The following is a 23,205-nucleotide window of genomic DNA, read 5'->3' on the forward strand; positions in this document are numbered from 1 at the left end:
TACTTTTTTAGAAATCGAAGCAACGCCTGATTATTTAAAGCATTACCGTTCGCTGTTTCCTGACAACCGTTATCCCGAGGATTTGCCCCTGCCAAGCATTGGTTGGCATCCAATGTTTAGACCGATATTTTGTTCTGATTCTGCTGTAAGTTTTGGAAAATCATTAAAGGATATTGACAACTTAGAAAAATCATTAGAGGCTATTGACAACAACGGTCATATTAAGAATTTTCATGCAAGATTGTCTATTCATGATAGTGTATCTCTATACTTTATGCATGATAACCAAGAAAATATGAGATGTAGCAAGGAAATATCTTATATTCAATATAAAAAAAATTATTTATATAAAAAAGATTATTTTATCACCAATTAAAATTAAAAATTTACTCAAACAATTAATAGGAGAATTATTATGGCAACAGTTCAAAATGCACAAATTCGGCAGCATTTTATTCGCATGGGCATGCCTAAAAAGGAGATTGATAGCATCATGCGGGATAATGTTATTATGCAAAAGACTCATATTTTTATCAATAAATGGGGGCTATCAAGTATTCGTGTCGATCATCATGTTCCAGCCACTTATACAACGAGAAAATTAAGAGGAGACATTGAATACCGTGAGATGGTATTTGGAAAAGATTATCTTACGGCTTCTGATTATGCCCATGAAATCGAGCATGGTATTTCTGATACTCTTTATAGACTAGATCTTGCTGATGAGAGAAATCCAACAAAAAACCTTACTGCAAATGAGTATGCCCGCCGTTTTTTGTATGAAGAAGGAAAAGCCGAATACAACCGTTTTCAGTTTGATTTGCGGAACAATCCCAAAGAAACCAAATACGGATCGGATACGGCAGCAATCAAGGCGATGAACCAACAACAGGCTGTTGATTATTTTGCCCACAAAATGAAAACCCAAAACCCCAGCGGACAGCCCGACCATACTTATTGGACATGGGCGAAATCTGTATTCCTTAAGGAAACCAATCCAAACCTGCTAAACGGTAAAACTCCGGCCGAAAAGCAAAAAATTCTGCAATCAGGAATGGATGAAGCAGCGCCTGACCATCCCAACAGACTGTTTGGCGTAGGTGACGAGCGGGTTCGCTTTCAGAAAACCGATCCAAATATGCCGCTTAGTCTGATGCCGATGATGGCACGTGGAAATCCTACGCTGATGGTGGTATTTGTACCTGCCAACAGCCGTTTGGCAGACGGTACGGTAACGACGGCTGCAAGAACAGCGTTATATTATTCTTCAGGCGGAAAGCAGGGGGCGATTGAATTCGGTATCGGTGGCGCGGGCAAGAGTGTCAGCTTCAACGATAATTTAGTAAATTACTCAAAAAGTGCGTATGCGGCACTGATTACTTCAGCCAGTAGGCTTCATTCCAATGCAGTGAACCGCTTGGCTACTTTGGTCGAACAGCAAAAATCCGAACAGGCATCAGGAAAAGGCAAAGAAATTCATAATGAAAACGAAGCTTTGAAAGCTTTGCAGGATTTACTGAACAAAGCCAATATTTCACTTGATTTGCAGGGCGGAGTGGATAATCTTCAGCAGAATTTTGACCAAATTGCCAAAAATTACCATACTCCTCTTGCTATCGAGCTGTATGGAGAAGAGTTGCTCACGACTTCGGTGGAGGATGGAGTGAGTTTTGATATGGATGGCGACGGGATGGCCGAACAGACGGCTTGGCTCAAAAAAGGCAGCGGTTTTTTGGTTTGGGATAAAAATGGAGACGGCATGGTAAACGACGGAACGGAGATGTTTGGTGAGGCAACAGTTATGTCTGACGGCAAGCGCGCAGAAAACGGCGTAGAAGCTTTGAAAGATTTGGACAGCGACAATAATAATATCATTAATCAATATGATGAATTGTGGGGCGAGCTAAGAATCTGGCATGACGAAAACAGTAACGGGAAAACGGAGGAAGGAGAGCTTTCTCTATTGTCCGACTGGGATATCCAGTCGATCTCTTTGGATTTTGCAAAAATCAATCTGAAAGATGAAGCCGATAATAAAATATTATTTGAATCAGAAGTGGTTTTGGAAAACGGGGAAAGGCGTAAGGTTGCCGATATTGATTTCCAAAACGACAAAGGAATTTACAATGAGTTGGCAGGTGAAATTTCAGCAGAGACAGCCGCTGATGTCGTGTATCCGACGGAAATTTCAACATCGGTTATACTGCCCGGAGACAATACTGCATATATCCCGGCCGTATAAACACGTTATCAGATATGGTTTCCAAAGATATTTGGCAGGATAATCCTTTTGCGTGAGGCATTCAGACGGCCTTTGCCCAATCAAACCCATTTTCGGAGGATTTTTAATGAAACTGTATATTTACGACCATTGCCCGTTTTGTGTTCGTGCGCGGATGATTTTCGGCTTGCGTGATGTGGCGGTGGAAGAGGTTGTCTTGGCAAATGATGACGAAGCCATGCCGATTGGCATGATTGGCTCAAAACAAGTGCCGATTTTGCAAAAAGAAGACGGTTCGTTTATGGGCGAAAGTTTGGATATTGTCCGCTATATCGATCAAGGCCGTCTGAAAGAGGAAGTTCGTCCAGAAATGCAGGCTTGGTTGGATAAAGTGGGCGAATACAATAATAAATTGGTACAGCCGCGCATGGTCAAAATCGGCCTGCCCGAATTTGAGACCGATGAAGCGAAAAAATACTTTATCGACAAAAAAGAGAAAAGTATCGGCAATTTCGAGACTAATCTGAACAAAACGGCGCAATATCTGGAGCGTCTGCATCAAGACTTGGCAGAACTGGAAGCGCTGGTGTGCGAAGGCGAGGGCTTGGGTGGAGAAATTAGTTTGGAAGATATCCTGACGTTCCCTATTTTGCGCAACCTGACCGTTGTGCGCGGTATCCAATGGCCGCAAAAATTGATGGATTATTTGTTGGCAATGAGCGAGCGTTCCGGCGTGGCTTTGTATTTTGACCGCGCATTGTGATGAATGTTTGAAACATAAAAAAGGCCGTCTGAAAATGTTCAGATGGCCTTTTGGTTTAATAGGCAATCGTATCGGCAACCTGTGACAAACCGTTTTCCAACGATTCGAGCATGGCGGTATAGCCGTCGCCTTGTTGCGGCGTAATGGCGTTAAACGGTTTGCTGCGTCCGTCCGGCCATAGTGCATAACCGCTGATGGTGGTCTGCCCCTGATAGCTGCCTTGGAAGGCTTCGATATAGACTTTCAGGGTTTGACTGCTTTGGCTGCGTGAAGCAGGCACGAAGGTGCGATGCGGATTGAGGCGGTTGAGCTTGTTGCTGAGATTTGCTGACAATGCGCCATCGAGCGGTGCCGCCCAAAGGTGGTTTTTCGCTAGATTCACATGATAGGCATCGGTTTGGTAAACGAGGCCGCCGTTGGCAAGCGGTTCGGCAAGGTTGACTTTGACCGCGATTTCGTTGCCATGGGCATCAGGTCGGATGTACTGGCTGTCGGGCAGGACGAAATATTGTGTGCTTTGCGCAGTGCCGCAGGCGGCAAGCGTCAGGGCGGCGGCAATCGGGAAGAGGCGCATTATCGGCTTCCTTTCGGGATAGGGTCTTTGCTGCTGCTGTTGAAAATCAGCGCGTTGGGTTTTTCTTTCAAAGTATTAATCACGGGTTGAACGTCTTTTAAGGTTTTGTCCAAACTTTGCAGCGTATTTTGTACGTCGCCATAGATAGGCGATTGAGGCGATACGCCTTGCAGGGTTTGACGCAATTCTTTCAGGGTTTGGTTCAACTCGTTCGGAATGTTTTGTGTCTGCGGTTTGCCGACCAGTTTGTCGATAGAGCTTAGGGCAGCATTGGCAGATTTAAGTGTGGACTTGAGCTCGGCAAGCGAACCGTTCAAGCCGGCAACGGTTTTATCCAATGGCAAATTGTTGAACTTGTCTAACAAGTCGGCCACTTTGGCTTGCAAATCGTCCAAACCGCCGCCTTGGGTCGCGATAACGGTATCGCCTGCATAAACGGTATGCGGTCGCAGCTTAGGCGAGGCAGAAGGCTGATCGTTCAACTCAATCATTTTGCTTCCGGTCAGTAGGTTGTTGCTGGAGATGGTGGCGGTCAGGCCTTTGTTTAAGGCTGTCTGAAATTGTTGTTTCCAATGTTCTTTGCTTTGCTCGTCGGCATTGATTTCCAAACGGGAAGGCTCGATGCGGATGCGTACGGGAATCCAACCGTTTTCAAACAAATGCAGGCTGTCGTTGCGGTCGAAATAAGGGACATCGGAAACCACGCCGACATTCAGGCCTTTGTATTCGACAGGCGAACCGGCAGTCAGGCCGCGTACGGATTGTTTGAAAAACGCGGTGTAGTACAGCGAGCGGTCGTCAGGCAGGTTGGCGACTTCACTGCGGCTGTCATAAAGCGTGAAGCTGTCTTCGCTTTTGACGTTCTTGCTGTCGCTTGTTTTAGGCGAGTCAAAGGAAATCGCGCCGGATAGCAGGGCAGCCAGAGGGGCGGAGTTGAGTTTGACACCGCTGCCTGTGGTTTCGATATTAATGCCGCTTTCCAGCCAGAAACGGCTGGAGGAATTAATCAGTTTGTCGTTGGGGCTTTGGATGAAGATGGTGTAATGCACGCTTTGGTCGGACGGGTCGAAATGCGCGCTTTCTACTTGGCCGACCATAAAGTTTTCATACAAAACCGGGCTACTGACGTTGAGGATGCGGTCGTTTTTGCCGATCAAATTCAGGCGCAGGCCGCTTTGACCGATGGCGGCAATCGGCGGAATGTCTTGGACGACAAATACGTCTTTGGTTTCTTGGCTTTTGCCCGGTGTAAATGCAATATATGAGCCGGAAAGCAAGGTTCCCAAGCCGGTAACGCCGCTTTGGTCGATACGCGGTTTGACCACCCAAAATTGGGTATCGCTGCGGATAAGGTCTTTGGCGTCGGCACTGAGTTGGGCCGTGACTTCCACGCCTTTTTGGTCGTCGCGCAATTTGATGCGGGTAACGCGTCCGACATCGACGTTTAACACTTTAATAATGGTGTTGTTGACTTCGATGCCTTCGGCGCTGTCCATCAACAGCGTAACGACAGGGCCGCGGTTGCGGATGTCTTTAATCAAAAGCCAGCCGCCGGCAATCAGTGCAATCAGCGGAATCAGCCACACGACAGACGTGAAGACATTGGTTTTCTTGACACGCGCCGGTGCGTGATAATTGGGTGAAGAGTCGTGTTTTTTCATTGTGTTAAGGTCTGGTCAGAATCAAGGCCGTCTGAAAGCTGCTGTTGCTTGTCCCAAATCAGACGGGGATCGAAATAATAGGCCGAAAGCATGGTCAAAATAACGACCAGGCAGAAGTAAATCGCCGCACCACCCGGCACGACGCGCGCCATATTGGTGTGGAACGAACTCATCAAAATAATAATCACAAAAATATCAATCATCGACCAGCGGCCGATGGATTCGGTAATCCGATACAAAACCGACATTTTGTCCGCGCTCATCACAGGTTTAAAGTATGCGGAATAAATCAAAACCGCCATCGCAATAATCTTCAAAACCGGCACCATAATACTGGCACTAAAGATAATCACGGCAATCAATCGGTCGCCGTCGTCCCACATATAAACAATGCCGTTGAAAATCGTATTGATCTCCAAAGCCGTCGGATTTGACGAAATCATAATCGGCAGGATGTTGGCAGGGAAATACAGGATAAACGCCGCGACTAAAAACGCCAGCGAAATGCTCAGGCTTTTCGGGCGGCGACGGTATAAGTCCGCACCGCATACGCCGCAAGGCTGCTCGTCTTTATCGCGGAAATACAGGCAACGGCTGCAACAGATTTTGTCTTCAGTGGCCGTCTGAACCGCATGGCCGCCGGTTAAACGGTGAATCTTATAATAAACCCAATGCTGCGGAATCGATACCGAAGTCCGAATCAGCATGACCGACAACGGAAACATCAGATAAAACGCTGAGCCGAACTCTACTGTGGCAACGGACGAGAGCTTGATATATGCCACCAAAGTGGAAATGAAAAACACATCCACCATAATCCAATGACGCAGCCGAACCAATACGCGCGTTGCAAAGCGCAGCGCAGGGTAGGCCTTTTCGCGTATCAAGGCCGTATAAACATAAAGACAGAGCAGCAAAAACAGTAAGGGCGCGCCGAAGGTGAGGATAAACATCACTTCCGCCAGAAAACCGTAATCCAGCGAAATCAAAAGCCGCATCATTTGCGGCAACGACAAAATCGATGTCACGCCGAACAAATCCACGCGGATATACACCATATTGTACGCGAACGCCATTAGAATCAAGGTTGTCAGCGCATAGGCAATTGGCGCGATATACGGATTGTTTTCCACTTCCACAATTTCATGGTTGCACACCGGACAATGCGCTTCCTGTCCCTGACGCAGGCGCGGAATATCCATACGGCAGCCGCAATCTGGGCATTCCACCGTATGTGCAGGCAGCGTCGCATCAGGAAGATAAGACTTGTAGCGCCACCAGCGATGGTAGGCAGGAATCCGTTTCATGGTTCGGCAGGGGATAAAGAAGGTGCAAAGAGTGTCGCATTATAAAGGAAAACAGAAGGATAGCCCAAATTTAGGTCGATATTTGATTGAATTGCGGCTGCTTAATAAGGTTTGGGCCGTCTGAAAAGTTTGAAAAGACTTCAGAAGTTTATTGCTATGGACCGTTAAATTTTATTAATAGGTCTTAGTTTGGTTTATTTCCATTAGGATAAAAATAAGATATATTCTCAATATTTAAAAACACGATAATCCTTGTAGATTTGTGGAAGGTACACGGTCAACGAACCTGAAGTAGGCTAAAAATTATCTTCTTTGTTTTTAAAACGATTCTTTTCAAATTAGACGGATTTTTAACCATAAAGGCCGTCTGAAACCATCTGAAACTATTAGTCTCTTAATTCAAAGTAAACATCATGAGTGAAACCCAAGAGCTGACTTTCGCCAAACGCTTAAAAGAGCAAACCACAGTTACACACGACAGCGTTGATAACTTGGTTATGTCCGTTCAACCTTTTTCCAGCAAAGAAAACTACATCAAATTCTTGAAACTTCAATCTGTTTTCCATAAGGCCGTCGACCACATCTATAAAGATGCCGAATTGAACAAAGCCATTCCAGAGCTTGAATACATGGCGCGTTACGATGCCGTGACTCAAGACTTGAAAGACTTGGGCGAAGAGCCTTACAAATTTGACAAAGAATTGCCACACGAAACCGGTAATAAAGCCATCGGCTGGCTGTATTGTGCCGAAGGTTCTAATTTGGGCGCGGCATTCTTGTTCAAACACGCTCAAAAACTCGAATACACCGGTGAATTCGGAGCACGCCACCTAGCTCCTCATCCAAACGGCCGAGGCAAACACTGGCGCGCTTTTGTCGAGCATCTGAACGCTTTGAACTTGACTCCCGAAGCCGAGGCGGAAGCCATTCAAGGTGCGTGCGAAGCGTTTGCCTTCTATAAAGTGATTTTGCGCGAAACTTTCGGTTTGCCGGAAGGTGCGGAAGCACCTGAAGGTATGACACCGCACAGACTCTAAAAAATAATTAAATCAAACAGACAAGGTCTCGGCGTAGATGTTTGCAGAGACCTTTAATTACACTACAAAGTTTTGTTTGAACGGGTTGCTGTCTTATACCTACTCAGATTTGATTCTCTTTTAAAAATTCCATTCACCACCTAATGACCATTGATGAATATTACGCATTGCATAGGGTGCATTGCTACGGGTGTGACTATAACTATAATTCAAAGTAGGGGTAATGCCTTTATAAGATAATTTGTTGTGACTAAGATTGATAGAGAGAGCGCGCTCCCGATTGCGTTGCGGCTCCGTGCCGAATGCCATAATGCCTTTATAGCGACGGTTGGCAAATGAAGCGGTAAGTCTGCTGTTAAGCCCACCTAAAACCTGCCATTGCTGTATCCAACCTATATTGAAACCGTTGCGGTGGTAGGCTGCATTGTTCTCAATATTGTGTATGTTTTTGTTTTCAGGAACAAAGCGGTTGTATTGCCAACCGCCGAACAGAGTCGTGTTGCCAAAACGGCGAGCCAGGGAAAGATAAGTACTGTCGTGCCAACCATCATTGCGCAGTGCACGATCAGTTTCCCGATAGTTTTGGCGGTAGCGTTCCAGTGAGTAGTAAAGTTGAGTCGCATTGCCGAGATTGAACATATGCGAAAGCTGTACGCCAACTCCGTGAGCCAGCATATAAGGTGCAACGCGGCGGTTATTTTCTTTTTTGCTGTCAAACTCGCTGCTGCCTGCCAACTGTGCCTGATAAAACGGTAAAACGCTGACGGTTTGTTTGCCGTCCTTGCGTTGCCAGCCCAAATAAGCTCTGCCGAACGAATCGTCGTAAGCCGATTGGCGGTCGAAAAAATAGCTTGTGCCGCTGAGGTTGGCGCGGAGTTTGATAGCGTGATGCCCATGCAATGGGGTGAGTTTTTCGGTGTTCAATTCGTAATTCAAGCCGTTGGCACTGACAGGTAAGGTAACACTGCATGCGGTTTGCCCCCTTGTTTCGATGCAATAACGCGGAGCAGCGTTGTTGGCATTATCGTTATGCACGGGGCTGATTCCACCAGACCATTTCCATTCTGTCTGCCGTTTGACGGCTTCTTGAAAACGTTTGACATTTTCCAAAACGGGGACAGGTATATCGCGTTGCGCGGCATGACGAAAATGCATCATTGCCTCACCCAAGCGATGGTCCTGAAACTCTGCTGCTGCCAAATCCAACAATATGCGGTCGTCTGAAACGTCAGATTCATAAAGGGTACGATAACGTTCGACCGCTTCGGAAGTCCGTCCTTTCAACTTTGCCAGCAAAGCATCGGCACGCGCAATCAGTTTGGGATTGTGGTTGGGCTGTTTACGGTAAAGGGCGACAAGCGAGGAAACCAGGTCTGCGCTATTGCTGTTAAGTGCTTGAACCAGTGCGTCTTCAAGAATATGCGGGTTTGCCGCTAAAAAATCATCATTAACCAGAGTTGGTCTGCCTATATTCTCATTCTTTTCAGGCGACCTTTCCTCCTCAGATAGAATATCTAACCATTGTTTCTGTTGTACTTGTACAGCAGTATTCTGAGAAGAAATATTCTGCCGAACACCCTCTTCGGGAAATTCAGCAAAGGCTGCTGACGGCAATAGGTAGCACAAAGAAGCTGAGACAATTTTTTGTTTTATTTTTAGCATTTAAAGTCATCCGAAATATATGTATATCTGAGGGCAAATCGTTTCTAATAAGGGATTTGCTCTTATCATAAAACTGCCTGAAACATCTCAGGTGATTTTATTTTTGCATAAAAAATACAGATTCGTATTTAGATTTATCATTATAACGGCAAATTTACGAAATAAATATAACTTATTTATTTTTATAGGATTATAAATTGCGTAAATATATTTAACAGAGAGAGGATGGCATAAAGATTCACCCTAACTACTGATAGAAAAAATATTGGTATTGCTAAAATAAAATATTTGTTACACAATATTGCATATTATTAGTAATACTTATCATTATTGTATCTGAGAAGCTTGTATTTTAGAGAGATTGGTTATGAAAATTAATGTATTTATAGTGCCTATTGCAACTACCTTTATTTTGACTGCATGTGCAGGTGGAGGTGCATCTGAACCCAAAGTTCCCGTTGCTATTCCGACAGCGCAACCTATTGCCAATGTTAAGCTGAGCGATGAAAGCAATGCAGTAAAGACCATTAATACCCTTTCCGATAAAGGCGGCAGTCTGCGTGAAGCGGAACTCGAAGTGAAAACATCATGGGGCTACAGCTATACCGATAAACAATATGTCTATCAAACCCCTTCTGGTAACTATTACAACATTAGTTCATATTCTGATCCGATTGTCCCATCATATTCCAGCCCGTCTTATGCCCTTCGTACACGCCATGAAGGACAACCTTTATCTGAAGGTGGTAAACTGTTTGTCTGTTGCAGTAGTTCGGGACAATTCACCTATGCACCGGCAACCAAACAGGACCACCTCAAATTCGGCGCATGGATAAATGCAGACGGCACGGCAGACCTGTTTGTCGGCGGCAAACCCGTCGGAACGGCGAAACCGTCTTATTACACTCCGTCAGACAGTACAGTGGCAAAAGGCAAGACTACATACGAAGTTTGGGCTGTCCGCGTCCGCAACGGCAATATCGTTACCTCAACCTACGATCCGGGCAAATCCTCCGGGTCGTCTGAAAAAAACACGCCCAAACTTTCACTGCTGACAGCCAATTTCAACACCAACAAACTCGGCGGCACGATTTTAGGTAATGCTGATTACGGTCCGGACGTTGTGATGAAAGATGTAGGCATCAACGGCGTTGATTTCTCAGGCACTGCCGAATCCGATGGTAAAAACGGCAAAGTCGAAGGGAAATTTTTTGGTCAATTTAACGGCGATAAAACAGAAGTCAGTATAGGCGGTAAAGTTACCTTTGATGCCGATAAATCGTTGGATACCGTGTTCGGCGGCGTGAAGAATGATGACGACCGCAATACGACGGATACAAGTTTGACACCTGTCAGCAAGTAACTGCACATCAAGCATTCCAATAATAGATAATCAATATATATTAAGAGGCAAAAAATGTCCTTCCATTTTAAACCTGTACTGCTGGCAGCTATTGTCAGCCAAACTTTCCCTGCCTTAGCGGCCGATCCTATTCCTCAAGCTTATCAGGAGTTGAATGAAGTCAAAGTCATTGGCGGCCGCAAAGTACAAAAACTCGGTGAAGAGAAAATCCGCCGTCAGGTTTTGGATAAACAAATGGTCTCCGATGAAAGCGACTTGGTGCGTTACGATCCGGGCATCAGCGTCGTTGAAGGCGGACGTTCCGGTTCCAACGGCTTTACCATACGCGGTGTCGATAAAGACCGCGTTGCCATCAACGTGGACGGACTGGCACAAGCAGAAAGCAGGTCGTCTGAAGCGTTTCAAGAGTTGTTCGGTGCATACGGCAACTTCAATGCAAACCGCAACACGTCCGAACCCGAAAACTTTTCGGAAGTAACCCTTAACAAAGGCGCGGACTCGCTTAAATCCGGCAGCGGCGCATTGGGCGGTGCCGTCAACTACAAAACCAAATCCGCAAGCGACTATGTTTCCGAAGAAAAACCCTACCACTTAGGCATTAAAGGCGGCTATATCGGACGCAACAGCCAAAAATTCAGCAGCATAACCGCCGCAGGAACCTGGTTGGGTCTGGACGCATTGATGGTCTACACCCGCCGTTTCGGTAAAGAAACCAAAAACAACAGCGACGCTGCCGATACCGTCATCACTGACAACAAACAAAGCTGGAGTCCGAATGCTGGTATGACCAACTACGGCAGCCGCGGTGTAGCGCGCAGCAAACCTGACCCTCAAGACTGGGAAAACAAAAGCACCCTGTTCAAACTGGGTTACAACTTCAACGATAAAAACCGTATCGGCTGGATTTACGAAGATTCACGCACCGACCGCACGACGATTGAATTGTCCAATATGTGGGCGGCAGACTGGAAAGGCGACGCACTGGGCGACACCCGTTCCCGTCAAGATATTTCCTACCGCAAACGCATCGGTTTCGAATACAAAAACCAACTTGACAAAGGACCATGGGACAACCTCAACCTGCGTTACGACCGTCAAACCATCGACATGAGCACTTGGACCTGGGACTTGCCGACGGATTATGGCCGTAACGGTGTCAACAGCGACGTGTACCATATGTTCCGCAACATCCGTCAAAAAAATACCCAATTCGGTGCCGATGCCGAAAAACAAATCGACTTCTCCAAATCGGTATGGGCAATGCAATACGGATTAGGTGGCTCCAAAAACGATAACGGTAATAGCGACCATAGCTATTGGGTACGCCTATATGACCCGAAATACCAAACGTCCAACAACCAAGAATTGACTATGCTGGTCGAAAGCTCGTCCAAAAACCGTTTTGCCTACTGGAACAACACCTTCCAATTCGGCGACAGCAGCCAATACCGCCTCAATGCCGGGGTTCGCTACGACAACAGCAGCAGCAAAGCCAAGGACAACCCCAACTATACCCCTGCCATCCGCGGTCAAATCCCCTATCTTGGCAGCGAGCGTAAACACAGCGGTTTCAGCTACGGTTTAGGATTAGACTGGAAATTCACGCCGCGTCTGAATCTTTTGGCAAAATATAGCACTGGCTTCCGCGCGCCGACTTCAGACGAAACCTGGCTATTGTTCCCGCATCCTGACTTCTACCTTAAAGCAAACCCTAACCTTAAGGCAGAAACCGCCAAAAACTTCGAACTGGGACTTGCCGGCAGTGGCAAAGCCGGAAACTTTAAACTCTCCGGCTTCCAAACCCGCTACCGCAACTTTATCGAACTGACCTACATGGGCGTGTCCTCAGACAACCCCAACAGCCCTAATTATGCACCGATTTCCGACGGTACCGCATTGGTCAGCTCACCCGTTTGGCAAAACCAAAACCGTTCCTCCGCATGGGTGAAAGGTTTGGAATTTAACGGCACATGGAACCTTGACAGCATCGGTTTGCCGCAAGGCACGCACGCAGGTGTTAATGTCAGCTACATCAAAGGCAAAGCCAAACAAACCAACGGACAGGAAACCCCGATTAACGCCCTTTCCCCGTGGTCTGCCGTTTACAATTTGGGCTACGATGCTCCCTCCAAACGCTGGGGTATCAATGCGTACCTGACACACACCGCAGCTAAAAAACCGTCTGACACCGTTCACAGCAGTGATGATTTGAACAACCCATGGCCATTTGCCAAGCACAGCAAAGCCTATACGCTTTTCGACCTGACAGGCTACGTCAACTTGGGCAAATACTTCACCCTGCGCGCCGGTGCGTACAACATCGGCAACAAAAAATACTATACTTGGGAATCGCTGCGCAGCATCCGCGAATTTGGTACAGTTAATCGTGTTGATAATAAGACACATGCAGGTATAGAGCGTTTCTCTTCACCAGGAAGAAGTTACAACTTTACACTTGAAGCTAAGTTCTAAGGTAATTAGAACAGAAAGGAAGGTTGGTACAGCTACAGCACCACCAACGGGGTTGACCGCGATGGCAAAGGCTTAGACCGCTATCGCGCCCCAGGCCGCAATTACGCTGTATCGCTGGAATGGAAATTCTAAGCAGTTAACGGATAGCTAAAGGCCGTCTGAAAGTTTTGATGACTTTCAGACGGCCTTTTTTATTTAAAACGAAAATTTTAAACGGACAACAACGGATACTGCCGAACAATCGCGCGGATGATGGCGCGGTTGGGGTGCAGCGCGGTTCTCAGCCTTTGCGATAGCGGATGCGGCAAGCCGAGTATTTCGGCCGCAATGGAGGCGGCGCAGATGGGGGCTGTCGCCAGGCCGCGTGTGCCGTGTGCCGTATTGATGTAGGCATTAGGCAGGTAAGGGCAGGGGATACTGTCGAGGCGGTAGTTTTTGTCTAATGCCAGTTTGGCATAGGCAGACTGCATGGCGGCGATGTCGCCGAGTGCGCCGACAACGGGCAAATGGTCTAGGCTGTCGCAACGCAGGGCGGCATGGCCTTGTGTGTCTTGAAGGCCGTCTGAAAACGAATCTTGCTCAAACAGGGATTGTGCCAATGGCGGATTGAGCTGTTGCAGGGCGGCGCGGTTTTTGGTTTCTTCGTACGGATACCAAGTTTCATCGTTGCTGTTGAGGATAAATGTCGCGCCGTAGCAGTGGCGGCCTTGCCAGCTCGGGCTGATGTAGCTTTCGCCGGAAATGGCGCAACGCAGTTTTTGTGAAAACGGGCTGGCGGACACAACGCCGGTTTGTCCGCGGATTTGGCGGAAAGGCAGGGCGGAGACGTTGGTGTCGGCGGCAGTCGGGCTGTGCGCGCCCATACAGTAAACGATATGGCTGGCATTGAAATGCGCGTCCGGCGTGTGTACCGTCCATTGTGTACCGTCATGCGATACGGCGGTCAGCGGCGAGTGTTCGTGCAACTCAATCAGCGGATGATTCAATAAGGTATGCACGATGGCGGGCGGATTCATCCATACGCCTTGCGGCCAGTAAAGGCCGTCTGAAAATACGTCCATGCCTGCAATGTGCGCAGCTTCTTCGGCGGATACGCTGCGGTAGAGGTGTTTATGCTGGTGTTGCAAACCTAAGGCCTGATTGCGTTTGCGTTCGCTGTCGTCAAAATTCAAATGCAATACGCCGTCGCCGCCCCATACGTCGGAGTTGGTCAGCAAGTCTTCCAGCAATCGGCGCGTGTAGCCGTAGCCTGTCAACAGCAGCTCGGTTTGTTCGGTATCGTGTGGCGAGATTTTGGCGTAGAGCAAGCCTTGTCGGTTGCCGCTGCCTGCCTGCGCCGCTTTGCCTGCCTCCAAAACCGTAACGCGTATGCCGTGTCCAGCCAGTTTGCGCGCGGTCGCTGCGCCGGCAATACCTGCACCGATAATCAGGACGTGTTCGGGCGCGGCTTGATGTTCAGGCCGTCTGAACCAAGGTTTTAGGGGAGTTGGGGCGGATTGGGGTATGGCTTCGGTTTGCCATTCGATATGATGGAAATGTTCGTGTAAGTGGTTGGCGCGGTGTAGTGGAGCCAGCCAAAGGTGCACGTCAGGCAAGAGATTTTCCAAAACATTGACGCTGTTGAACTGAAGACATTTCATGGCTTGAACGAGGCGGTTATTCAGACGGCCTTCAAGCTCGGATGGCTGATTCGATAATGGAAAATCGGGAATACGGTTTTCAGGCAGGCAGACAATCAAATAAAGCGGCGCGCTATGTTGTTCGATGGCGCGGCAAAGGGCAGCAAGGGAAGGTGTGGTGTTCCAAGCAAGGCAGGTCATGATGAAAGGCCGTCTGAAAAAAAAGAGGCTTTATTGTAACGCGGTTTGCGCGGATAGAATATCCGAACGGGTTTTGATAGAATCGCATGATATTTTGATTTTCAATTGATTTTCATACAGGAATTTTATGCGCCGTCTTTTATTGTGCCTTCTCGCTTCCGGCTTGCCCATCGCTTGCTCGTCCGCGTCGCCGGATAACGGCAGCAAAGCCGTTCAGTCCGAACGCTGGGCAACCCCCGTCAAACACGATGCCAACCTTTATCGTATTGACGACAAGCTTTACCGCAGCGAGCAGCCTGTTGCCGAAGATGGCGAAGCCATCGTCAAGCTGGGCATTCAAAGCGTGATCAACTTGCGCTTTTTTGACCGCAACGATGATGACCATTTGAAAGAGCATGGTTTGACCTTGCTAAACCGTCCGTTGCTGTCATGGAGCATTAAGCCGAAAGAGATTGCGGAAATCCTATACCTGATTGAAAAACAACAGCAAAACGGCGCAGTGCTTATCCATTGTTATCACGGTGCGGACCGTACCGGTTTGATTGCCGGAATGTACCGCATTATTTATCAAGGCTGGTCGGTGGAGGAGGCAAAAGCCGAAATGCAACATGGTCCTTACGGTTATCACAGCATTTGGAAAAACATTGCCAACCTGTTTACCGAAGAGAAAGTCAAGCAGGTTAAAATGCACTTGGAAGCCTTGCGCAAACGCGATTAATACCAAGATTTAAATCATAAAAGGCCGTCTGAAAGATTTGTTTTTTCAGACGGCCTTTTTTAATGGCAGATAACTTAAATCACAAAATCCGTAGTCGATAATTGAATGCTTTGATCCATATCGGCAGACGGAGTTTTGGAAGAGCGGCCGACAGGTTTGGCCGGTACGCCGACAACGGTAATCGAAGACGGTACGTCGGCAACCACCACGCTGCCTGCGCCGATTTTGGCATTTTCGCCGATGCGGATGTTGCCCAAAATCGAAGCATTCGCACCAATCATCACGCCATTGCCGATTTTCGGGTGGCGGTCGCCGCTTTCTTTGCCCGAACCGCCCAGCGTTACACCGTGGAGGATGGAAATATTGTTGCCCAAGACAGCGGTTTCGCCGGCCACAAAACCGGTGGCATGGTCGAGCATCAAACCGTGACCGAAACGGGCGGCAGGGTGAATGTCGACACCGAAGACTTCCGACATGCGGTTTTGCAGGAAATACGCCAGCGTTTTGCGGTCGTTTTGATAGAGCCAGTGGTTGATGCGGTGCGCCTGTACGGCGTGGAAACCTTTGAAATACAACAGCGGCAGCGAATATTCATCACAAGCCGGGTCGCGCTCGTAAATGGCTTTCAAGTCGGCCTCGACGCATTTGCTGATACGGGTGTCCACGCTCAAAGCCTGCTGATAGATTTCAAACAGCGCGCGCACATCCATAATCGGGCTGCCGAGTTTGCTGGAAAGATGGTAGGCAAGTACCGAATCGAGCGAATCGTGGCGCAACACGGTTTGATGCAGGAAGCTTGCCAGCATCGGTTCGGCCGCGGCGGCCGCTTCGGTTTCTTCGCGGATGGTGTGCCACAGATTAAAATCGGTTGAATTCAAATGGTCTTTTTTCATATTCGAGGCCGTCTGAAGAATAAAATCAGATGGCTATCTTACCGTTTTCCAACGTCTTTTAACAAGGTATTTGATAATCGACGTTCAAATGCTTGAAGTTTTTTCAGACGGCCTTATATATGAAACATCGAATATCAACACGCTAAAAGGATGTCAGAAATGACGGAGCATAACGAACAACATCAACACGAAGCAGAAGAAGCGGCAGCCGTAGAAACTGCTGAAGCGGTTGAAACCGAACAAGCAGAACCGACTTACGAAGAGCTTCAGGCGCGTATTGCCGAGTTGGAAGGCCAGCTCAAAGACAGCGAATTACGCGGTCTGGCAAACGAGCAAAACCTACGTCGCCGCCATCAGCAGGAAATCGCCGATACCCATAAATTTGCCGGACAAAAATTTGCGGCCGAAATGTTGCCGGTTAAAGATTATCTCGAAATGGCGCTGCTGGACCAAAGCGGCAATTTCGATGCACTGAAAATGGGCGTGCAAATGACTTTGAACGAGCTGCAAAAAGCATTTGATGCCACACACATTAAAGAAATCAACCCACAGCCGGGTGACAAACTCGATCCGCACCAACATCAAGCGATGCAGGCAGTCGTCAGCGAGCAAGAGCCGAATACCATCGTCAGTGTGATGAAAAAAGGTTACACATTATCCGACCGCGTGCTGCGTCCTGCGATGGTTGTCGTGGCGAAAAAAGAAGATTGAAGGCACCGCTTGATAAAGTTTATCAAGCATAAAATCTTCAGACGGCCTTATCTGGTTTCAAAGCCCGATGTTCCGCTATTGGAAAATCATTCCGATAAACCGGAATCGGAAAATTAAAGCCGGCCATCTGAAAAAAGAATAAACGGCTTGTGGATAAATAAATCAAGTACTTGAATTTAATTTAAAAAAAAATTCAAATTAAGCCTTGAAAAAAAATGAAGCAACCTTATTTACAAGCCATCGGAACGAAATGTTCCACAGGATTATTAATTTAGAAAAGTTTATTTATTAGGAGCAATATAATATGGCAAAAGTAATCGGTATTGACTTAGGTACAACCAACTCTTGTTTGGCCATTTCTGAAAACGGTCAAACCAAAGTGATCGAAAATGCAGAAGGTGCACGCACCACTCCTTCCGTTATCGCTTATTTGGACGGCGGCGAAATCCTCGTCGGCGCGCCTGCAAAACGCCAAGCAGTAACCAACGCTAAAAACACTATCTACGCCGCCAAACGTTTGATCGGCCACAAATTTGAAGACAAAGAAGTACAACGCGACATCGAATCTATGCCTTTCGAAATCATCAAAGCCAACAACGGCGATGCATGGGTGAAAGCACAAGGCAAAGAGCTGTCTCCTCCTCAAATTTCCGCAGAAGTTTTGCGTAAAATGAAAGAAGCAGCCGAAGCTTACTTGGGCGAAAAAGTAACCGAAGCCGTGATTACCGTTCCTGCCTACTTCAACGACAGCCAACGTCAAGCGACTAAAGACGCAGGCCGTATCGCAGGTTTGGAAGTAAAACGCATCATCAACGAACCGACCGCAGCCGCTTTGGCATTCGGTATGGACAAAGGCGACAGCAAAGACCGTAAAATTGCCGTGTATGACTTGGGTGGCGGTACTTTCGATATTTCCATCATCGAAATCGCCAACATCGACGGCGACAAACAATTCGAAGTATTGGCCACCAACGGCGACACCTTCTTGGGCGGTGAAGACTTCGACCAACGCTTGATCGACTACATCATTGACGAGTTCAAAAAAGAACAAGGCATTGATTTGAAACAAGACGTCATGGCTCTGCAACGCCTGAAAGAAGCTGCCGAGAAAGCCAAAATCGAATTGTCCAGCGGTCAGCAAACCGAAATCAACCTGCCGTACATTACTATGGACGCAACCGGTCCGAAACACTTGGCCATGAAAATTACCCGTGCCAAATTCGAAAGCCTGGTTGAAGATTTGATCCAACGTTCTATCGAGCCTTGCAAAATCGCATTGAAAGATGCCGGCTTGAGCACCAGCGACATCGACGACGTGATTTTGGTCGGCGGTCAGTCCCGTATGCCGAAAGTACAAGAAGCCGTTCGAGACTTCTTCGGCAAAGAGCCTCGCAAAGACGTGAACCCTGACGAAGCCGTTGCCGTTGGCGCAGCGATTCAAGGCGAAGTATTGAGCGGCGGCCGCAGCGACGTATTGCTGCTGGACGTAACGCCTCTGTCTTTGGGTATCGAAACCATGGGCGGCGTGATGACCAAGCTGATTCAAAAGAACACTACTATTCCGACTAAAGCGTCTCAAGTGTTCTCTACTGCCGAAGACAACCAAAGCGCTGTAACCATCCATGTGCTGCAAGGCGAACGCGAACGCGCTTCTGCCAACAAGTCTTTGGGTCAGTTCAACTTGACCGACATCGCACCTGCACCACGCGGTATGCCACAAATTGAAGTTACTTTCGACATCGACGCCAACGGTATCTTGCACGTTTCTGCCAAAGACAAAGGCACCGGCAAAGCCGCCAACATCACCATCCAAGGTTCTTCCGGTTTGAGCGAAGAAGAAATCGAACGCATGGTGAAAGACGCCGAAGCCAACGCTGAAGAAGATAAAAAACTGACTGAATTGGTCGCTTCACGCAACCAAGCCGAAGCCCTGATTCACTCCGTGAAAAAATCTTTGGCCGACTACGGCGACAAACTCGACGCGGCTGAGAAAGAAAAAATCGAAGCTGCGTTGAAAGAAGCTGAAGAAGCCGTTAAAGGCGACGACAAAGCCGCTATCGATGCTAAAGCCGAAGCTTTGGGTACAGCCAGCCAAAAACTGGGCGAAATGGTTTACGCTCAAGCGCAAGCCGAAGCACAAGCAGGCGAGGGCGCACAAGCCGAGTCTTCTGCTAAGAAAGACGACGACGTTGTAGATGCCGACTTTGAAGAAGTAAAAGATGACAAAAAATAATTGATGCCGTCTGAAAAAAGCGCGAATCGAAAGGTTCGCGCTTTTTATTGTTTGGGGAATGTGTAAAGACGCTTTGTCAAAATTGACGGTAAACTTTCAAAACCTTGCTACATCATCGTGTTACCATATTTCTATTGTCGAATTTTGAACAGATTTCGCCGAATGCTGACAGCAGCTGACAGTCAAAGCCCCATCGCTTGAGTGCGAATAAATGCTTATTTTTACCTCAAATCAACCTCTTGAAAGAAGATAAATATGAAAAAACTGATTCAAATGACCTCTTTGATGGTTGCCGCTGCCGGTTTGGTATTGGCTCCAGTCGCTTCTGCACACGGCAAACATGAAATGCATCCGAAACAAGAGCGTATGCACAAAAAAGCCAAACCGCAAAAAATGAAAAAACCTGCACCTAAAGCCAAACACCACGTAGCCAAGCCCAAACATCATCAAGAGCATCGCCACGAACCTCATTAAGATGAATCCTCAACAATATATAAGGCCGTCTGAAACCCAAACATCAGTTTTCAGACGGCCTTCGGTTTATCTGTCAAATAGCGCTTTGACGTTTTTCTTGTGCCAAACGGGTCGGCTCCAGCCAGGCAATGTTTCTTTCTGCCAGCGCATCGCGCCAGTAATCTAGTTTGGTATCCAAATCTTCAGAGAAACTGTCTTGATTCAAAAGTTGAATGATAACGCCGCCATCCGTGGCTTCGGCCAAGCGGCTGATTTGACGCAGAATGCCGCGATCGGGAACAGTTTGCGTGCGTACGCCGATGAGAAGTTGCGCCGGAGTTTGTTTCAATTCGGCTTCCAATTGTTCCAAATCTTTTCTGCCGGCGACTACGCCTTTGTCTACCCACTCTTGCGCCAAAACGCCGGAAAACCAAAGCGGCTCAGGCCATTCCGTTTCCAGAGTAACAGCCCATTTGGGCGCATTGTTCAGCGTAATTTTAGATGAAACGGGAACGATGTTCTCCTGAAAATCATCGGCATCAACAATCTTCGTCTGCCATGTGCGGAGAATGTTTTGATAGTAGGGCTGATTCAGATCCAAACGTTCGCGAAGGGTTTTTAAAGTAATCTTGCAAGCCAGCCAAGCAAGCAAGCGCGGCAGAATACCATAGCAGACAATGCTGCCGATGAGTAAACCCGCCCAAGCGCGTGCATCTTCGATATGATTGTTCAGACGGCCTGCAATTACGGCCTGACTGTCGGGAACAGGAAAGCCCAAACGTTCCGGCAGCCATGACAAAGCCTCAACCGTTTTCACCAATGCCGTATTGCTTAAAAGCGTACTTTCCCAGTTGAACGTATATTGACGCACCAAAAGCAGCAGCAAAACAGAAACCAACATTCCCGACAGCGTACAAAGCCACAGACTGTGTGAGGTTGCGCCAATCAGCCAACGCGTTTGCGGTTTGCGCCATTCGTTCATATAAAGCCGCAAAATTGCCTGATTAACCGGGTCCTTTCCACGGAACCAAGTTGCCGGACTGCTGATAAAGTGCACATTTTTCAAACGCAGGAATAAAGTCGCCAGCCACACCAGCAGCATGACCGTATTCATGCCCAAAATCCCGGCCAACACCAGAAAAAAGTTCAGTCCCTGATTGTCCATCAAAAGATAAGTGCTGGAAAAACCGACCGTAAACAACAACGTCGCCGCAACAATCCAAAGCCAAAACGAGCCTGTCTCCACCTGTTGCAACACATATTTCAAATGCTTGTCGCGGTCGATAATTTGAGCGCGGCGTATCAGTTTTTCCTCATTGCCGCCGTCAATATGTCGCAACGCTTCCGTCGCCTGCACAGGATCTCCCGGAAAAATATAGGCACGTTCTTCAAGGATACGGACCAATTCGACAAGTTTTTGCGATGGATTCAACATAAATGATAGGCCGTCTGAAAGATACAATGGAAACAGCTGTAAAAGCAGTTTCGATTTCGAATGGGGTGTATAGTAGTGGAATAGATGTAAAAAAAGCAGCCCGAAAGCTGCTCATTTTTAGTGTGGTGCGGACGGAGAGACTCGAACTCTCACACCTTGCGGCGCCAGAACCTAAATCTGGTGCGTCTACCAATTTCGCCACGTCCGCACTAATTTGAACCGTGGATTATACACAAGATTAATGGGGGCGCAAAGTCTTGTTTGCTTGAATTTTTCGGTTTATCCCTTATATAATGGTTTATTCTGGCCGTCTGAAAGCAGGGTTTGTTTTCAGACGGCCTCAACTTTACTATTTGGTGAGGAAGGGCAGATGCCTGCTTTATTGATTAAAGATTTTTTGCAGACGCAAGGTTTGAAGTTGCCTGCGGATGAGATACATGTTGCTTATTTGACTACCCAGGCTGTGATTAAAATGGGCAATGCTTCGGTTGAGCGTTCGATTTTGTGGCCGTCTGAAGACGGTTGGCAGTTGGTGGATTATGTTGATGCCGAACATGAATTGTTGCTGAAACAGATTTTTATGGCTTTGGATTCGGTTGCCGAGCGCACTGAGCATTTGAAAAGCGCAGCGGTTTATACAGCGTTTCCGAAAGATGGCGCGTTGTCGCTGGTTCGACTGAGCCGTTGGGGCGTGCCGTTGGAAAATGTAATTCCAATCGACGAGCAGGCCGGACAGGCTTTTTTGGCTGTGCGTACGGCGCAAAGCGGTTGGATGAATGTTTGTCAGAATGTGGCGTATTGGCAGGAAATTGGTGAATTGTCGGCCGAACGCAATCATCCCGGTTTGAGTCAGATTTCTGTTCCTGTCTGTATGCCCAGCGGTGCGGTTTTAGGTGTGGTGCATGCCGAGTTTGATGTCAAAGACGGCGCGCCAGACGAAGTATTGGTGTCTTGGATTGCCCTTGCATTAGCCTTGGCGGAACCTTTGAAAAACCTCTTGGGCGTGACTGAAAGCGAGGAAGCGGAAAATGAGTAACGCCTTGAAGTTTGTCGCGTCATGCCGTTTGCCTACGGAATGGGGCGAATTTACCATGCACGGCTTTGAAGAAGAGGGTGGTCAGGAGCATGTCGCATTGACGATGGGCGATGTTTCAGACGGCCTGCCTGTGTTGTCGCGTATTCATTCCGAGTGCTTGACCGGCGATGCTTTATTTTCGGTGAAATGTGATTGCGGCCCTCAGCTTCAAGCGGCGATGCAGGCCGTTCAGAAAGAAGGGCGTGGCGTTATCGTATATTTGCGCCAAGAAGGCAGGGGCATTGGTTTGATAAACAAAATCCGTGCTTATCGTCTGCAAGATCAGGGCTTGGATACGGTCGAAGCCAATGTTGCACTCGGCCTTCCTGTTGATGCACGCGACTTTACTTTGGCTAAGCAGATTTATGATTATCTGCATATTCGTGAAGTCAAGTTGTTGACCAATAATCCTGAAAAAATCCAAACATTGAAAGATTCCGGCATTAATGTGGTCGAACGGATTGCATTACATGTCGGCGAAAATGTGGAAAATGAACGTTATCTGCATACTAAAGCGGATAAATTGGGACATTTGATTTTTGATTGATGGATAGGCATAACGGTGATTTTTGTGGCTAAATAAAATATTCTATATTCTTTCAATGGGATATATTTTTATTTAAATAAAAACCTTGCGCATGGTCTGATTTTTTGATTTAATGTCGGCTTATCGGGTGATTAGCTCAGTTGGTAGAGCGTCTGCCTTACAAGCAGAATGTCGGCGGTTCGACTCCGTCATCACCCACCAAGTTTCCTTTCATTGTCTTTGACAGTGGATGCGCGGTGGTAGCTCAGTTGGTTAGAGTA

18 protein-coding genes, 2 tRNA genes and 1 pseudogene are annotated in these 23,205 nt (G+C 47.5%); 13 read left to right on the forward strand and 8 right to left on the reverse strand.

Annotated elements, in window-relative coordinates; all coding sequences use genetic code 11:
* From HMPREF3139_RS10140 to grxB, 3 genes and pseudogenes are all read left to right on the forward strand, one after another.
* A pseudogene (locus HMPREF3139_RS10140) lies at positions 1 to 376 on the forward strand (hypothetical protein); the annotation flags it as partial.
* A 39-nt stretch (positions 377 to 415) separates the two neighbouring features.
* Positions 416 to 2,242: a hypothetical protein gene (locus tag HMPREF3139_RS11345; RefSeq protein WP_225905466.1), complete on the forward strand. Its 1,827-nt coding sequence runs from the start codon at positions 416 to 418 to the stop codon at positions 2,240 to 2,242.
* Between the two features lie 106 nt (positions 2,243 to 2,348).
* Positions 2,349 to 2,984, forward strand: a complete 636-nt coding sequence (gene grxB, locus HMPREF3139_RS10155) for a GrxB family glutaredoxin (RefSeq protein WP_107769234.1) — start codon at positions 2,349 to 2,351, stop codon at positions 2,982 to 2,984.
* A 55-nt stretch (positions 2,985 to 3,039) separates the two neighbouring features.
* Here the strand turns inward: grxB and HMPREF3139_RS10160 are convergent, their stop codons facing one another.
* Genes HMPREF3139_RS10160 through HMPREF3139_RS10170 form a run of 3 tightly spaced genes read right to left on the reverse strand, consistent with a single transcriptional unit; the run spans position 3,040 to position 6,526 of the window.
* Positions 3,040 to 3,558: a PqiC family protein gene (locus tag HMPREF3139_RS10160; RefSeq protein WP_070461956.1), complete on the reverse strand. Its 519-nt coding sequence runs from the start codon at positions 3,556 to 3,558 to the stop codon at positions 3,040 to 3,042.
* Positions 3,558 to 5,219, reverse strand: coding sequence for an intermembrane transport protein PqiB (gene pqiB / locus HMPREF3139_RS10165; protein WP_070461959.1), 1,662 nt, complete (start codon positions 5,217 to 5,219; stop codon positions 3,558 to 3,560). Before pqiB ends, HMPREF3139_RS10160 begins: the two co-directional genes overlap by 1 nt.
* The gene (locus tag HMPREF3139_RS10170; protein WP_083290081.1) at positions 5,216 to 6,526 is read right to left on the reverse strand and encodes a paraquat-inducible protein A; all 1,311 of its coding nucleotides are present in this window, start codon (positions 6,524 to 6,526) and stop codon (positions 5,216 to 5,218) included. Before HMPREF3139_RS10170 ends, pqiB begins: the two co-directional genes overlap by 4 nt.
* 413 nt (positions 6,527 to 6,939) lie before the next feature.
* Between HMPREF3139_RS10170 and HMPREF3139_RS10175 the strand changes: the two genes are divergently transcribed.
* Positions 6,940 to 7,563, forward strand: coding sequence for a biliverdin-producing heme oxygenase (locus tag HMPREF3139_RS10175; protein WP_070461963.1), 624 nt, complete (start codon positions 6,940 to 6,942; stop codon positions 7,561 to 7,563).
* 120 nt (positions 7,564 to 7,683) lie between these two features.
* Here HMPREF3139_RS10175 and HMPREF3139_RS10180 read toward each other — a convergent pair whose 3' ends face one another.
* Entirely contained in the window at positions 7,684 to 9,225 is a 1,542-nt protein-coding gene (locus HMPREF3139_RS10180; RefSeq protein WP_070461965.1) for a surface lipoprotein assembly modifier, read from the reverse strand.
* 367 nt (positions 9,226 to 9,592) lie between these two features.
* Between HMPREF3139_RS10180 and HMPREF3139_RS10185 the strand changes: the two genes are divergently transcribed.
* Together HMPREF3139_RS10185 and HMPREF3139_RS10190 are read left to right on the forward strand one after the other, a co-directional pair.
* A complete protein-coding gene (locus HMPREF3139_RS10185) occupies positions 9,593 to 10,588 on the forward strand; it encodes a Slam-dependent surface lipoprotein (RefSeq protein WP_070461967.1) in 996 nt (331 codons plus the stop codon).
* A 54-nt stretch (positions 10,589 to 10,642) separates the two neighbouring features.
* A complete protein-coding gene (locus HMPREF3139_RS10190; RefSeq protein WP_070461969.1) occupies positions 10,643 to 13,060 on the forward strand; it encodes a TonB-dependent hemoglobin/transferrin/lactoferrin family receptor in 2,418 nt (805 codons plus the stop codon).
* Between the two features lie 209 nt (positions 13,061 to 13,269).
* On the opposite strand, the gene mnmC is transcribed toward HMPREF3139_RS10190, so the two are convergent.
* Positions 13,270 to 14,880: an FAD-dependent 5-carboxymethylaminomethyl-2-thiouridine(34) oxidoreductase MnmC1 gene (mnmC, locus tag HMPREF3139_RS10195; RefSeq protein ID WP_070461971.1), complete on the reverse strand. Its 1,611-nt coding sequence runs from the start codon at positions 14,878 to 14,880 to the stop codon at positions 13,270 to 13,272.
* Positions 14,881 to 15,007: 127 nt separating this feature from the next.
* Between mnmC and HMPREF3139_RS10200 the strand changes: the two genes are divergently transcribed.
* A complete protein-coding gene (locus tag HMPREF3139_RS10200; protein WP_070461973.1) occupies positions 15,008 to 15,598 on the forward strand; it encodes a tyrosine-protein phosphatase in 591 nt (196 codons plus the stop codon).
* Positions 15,599 to 15,672: 74 nt separating this feature from the next.
* On the opposite strand, the gene cysE is transcribed toward HMPREF3139_RS10200, so the two are convergent.
* Positions 15,673 to 16,491 (reverse strand): serine O-acetyltransferase, encoded by an 819-nt coding sequence (gene cysE / locus HMPREF3139_RS10205; protein WP_070461975.1) that lies wholly within the window; start codon positions 16,489 to 16,491, stop codon positions 15,673 to 15,675.
* 150 nt (positions 16,492 to 16,641) lie between these two features.
* Between cysE and grpE the strand changes: the two genes are divergently transcribed.
* The 3 genes from grpE to HMPREF3139_RS10220 all read left to right on the forward strand — a co-directional run bounded on the left by grpE (position 16,642) and on the right by HMPREF3139_RS10220 (position 19,909).
* Positions 16,642 to 17,202 carry a nucleotide exchange factor GrpE gene (grpE, locus tag HMPREF3139_RS10210; RefSeq protein ID WP_070461976.1) on the forward strand — a complete coding sequence of 187 codons (561 nt, stop codon included), beginning with the start codon at positions 16,642 to 16,644 and terminating at the stop codon, positions 17,200 to 17,202.
* A 304-nt stretch (positions 17,203 to 17,506) separates the two neighbouring features.
* A complete protein-coding gene (gene dnaK, locus HMPREF3139_RS10215) occupies positions 17,507 to 19,435 on the forward strand; it encodes a molecular chaperone DnaK (protein ID WP_049348822.1) in 1,929 nt (642 codons plus the stop codon).
* 255 nt (positions 19,436 to 19,690) lie between these two features.
* Positions 19,691 to 19,909 (forward strand): hypothetical protein, encoded by a 219-nt coding sequence (locus HMPREF3139_RS10220; protein WP_070461978.1) that lies wholly within the window; start codon positions 19,691 to 19,693, stop codon positions 19,907 to 19,909.
* A 73-nt stretch (positions 19,910 to 19,982) separates the two neighbouring features.
* On the opposite strand, the gene HMPREF3139_RS10225 is transcribed toward HMPREF3139_RS10220, so the two are convergent.
* Both HMPREF3139_RS10225 and HMPREF3139_RS10230 read right to left on the reverse strand, forming a co-directional pair.
* A complete protein-coding gene (locus tag HMPREF3139_RS10225) occupies positions 19,983 to 21,323 on the reverse strand; it encodes a DUF2868 domain-containing protein (protein WP_070461980.1) in 1,341 nt (446 codons plus the stop codon).
* A 123-nt stretch (positions 21,324 to 21,446) separates the two neighbouring features.
* Positions 21,447 to 21,531, reverse strand: a tRNA-Leu gene (locus HMPREF3139_RS10230).
* Positions 21,532 to 21,693: 162 nt separating this feature from the next.
* On the opposite strand from HMPREF3139_RS10230, the gene HMPREF3139_RS10235 reads away from it, so the two are divergent.
* The 3 genes from HMPREF3139_RS10235 to HMPREF3139_RS10245 all read left to right on the forward strand — a co-directional run bounded on the left by HMPREF3139_RS10235 (position 21,694) and on the right by HMPREF3139_RS10245 (position 23,146).
* On the forward strand, positions 21,694 to 22,359 hold the full coding sequence (locus HMPREF3139_RS10235) for a hypothetical protein (RefSeq protein WP_070461982.1): 666 nt from the start codon (positions 21,694 to 21,696) through the stop codon (positions 22,357 to 22,359).
* Entirely contained in the window at positions 22,352 to 22,945 is a 594-nt protein-coding gene (gene ribA, locus HMPREF3139_RS10240; RefSeq protein ID WP_063068903.1) for a GTP cyclohydrolase II, read from the forward strand. The genes HMPREF3139_RS10235 and ribA overlap by 8 nt, the downstream gene beginning before the upstream one ends.
* Positions 22,946 to 23,070: 125 nt before the next feature.
* A tRNA-Val gene (locus HMPREF3139_RS10245) sits at positions 23,071 to 23,146 on the forward strand.
* Positions 23,147 to 23,205: the final 59 nt, after the last annotated feature.

This window comes from Neisseria sp. HMSC15G01, assembly GCF_001808255.1.
Classification (GTDB): Bacteria; Pseudomonadota; Gammaproteobacteria; order Burkholderiales; family Neisseriaceae; genus Neisseria; species Neisseria subflava_A.